This is a genomic window from Pseudomonas sp. FSL R10-1339 (genome assembly GCF_009600545.1).
Lineage (GTDB): Bacteria > Pseudomonadota > Gammaproteobacteria > Pseudomonadales > Pseudomonadaceae > Aquipseudomonas > Aquipseudomonas bubulae.
On sequence record NZ_WIVQ01000228.1, the window covers coordinates 1 to 1,047 of the forward strand.

1 protein-coding gene is annotated in these 1,047 nt (G+C 60.2%); it reads left to right on the plus strand.

All coding sequences use genetic code 11. The features are described from left to right. Positions 1-528: 528 nt before the first annotated feature. Positions 529-954 (plus strand): hypothetical protein, encoded by a 426-nt coding sequence (locus GHO03_RS24545; protein ID WP_153331004.1) that lies wholly within the window; start codon positions 529-531, stop codon positions 952-954. The last annotated feature ends 93 nt before the right edge of the window (positions 955-1,047 follow it).

The following is a 1,047-nucleotide window of genomic DNA, read 5'->3' on the forward strand; positions in this document are numbered from 1 at the left end:
TCCCTACGGTCTGTCGTGGCCGCCCTACGGGACGCCCAAACCTTCCGGGGGAGCGCCCCGTCAGGCTTTCAGGGTTCTGACTCGCTGCGCGAGCCTCCACCCTCTTTCCTCCCCCGCCCCCTGGACGGGCTTGTCTCGAAAATTCACCCGCGTGCGCGCCCGGCAAAGCCGGACCACCCCGCTTTCTGAGACTTCGCGACGCATCGATGCGGGACTTCGTCCCTCCCTCTGCTGCTCTGGCTCGAAACCAGGGTGGTCCGGTTTCACCTGACGCGCACGCAAGCGGTGCGGCCTGATGCTTCGCACCCTGGTTTCGCCCTGGACGGGCTGCACCATGGCAGAACGGAAAAAATCGGCCTGGGGGCCATTTTTCCTCACCACCCTCGTGGGCTCGGGTGGCGTCTGTCTGGCTGTTCCCGTCGTCTTCGACGCCGGTTTATCAGAGCGGCTTGTGGCCGCTCTGGAGGCAGCTTTCAGCTGCCCAAAGCAGGCTGCGCTACCATGCGATTTTCGCCTGGGAGCAGCCCAATGCAGCGTCTAGCAAAACCCTCTGATTACGTTCTGCAGGACATCCTCGGCAGATCGCAGTACGTGCTGCCCTGGGAGGACAAGCTTTGTCCTGGGAATCCCACAGACGACCCTGATGCTGGTTCGATTGAGTACAACGAGCATGCCATTGAGAGGGCCCATAACGGCGGTATGGCCATCGCAACCGATCCGGTAGCCGACGCAGTGAATGCGGCACTAAAAACGCCTGGAGAGGCTTACAGGACCCTTTCGCGGGATCTGGCGGCCTCATACCTGGGTGATTATCAATTTCTTATGAGCGACCTAGAGCTCTGGGACGAAGAAACCAAAGCGATCCGCGTTCTCCTGGTCTTTTCCAACCAGGATCTACACAAGCTATCTGCGCGCCAGGTTATGGACCTTCGCGCTCGAGCTGCACAGGTCTGACGCGCTGCGCTTGTCTCCTCGATCAGTGCACGGGAACAAGTACCCGTGCCCCGATCGAGGCTCTTAATTGCCTATTTTTGATGATCCAAACAC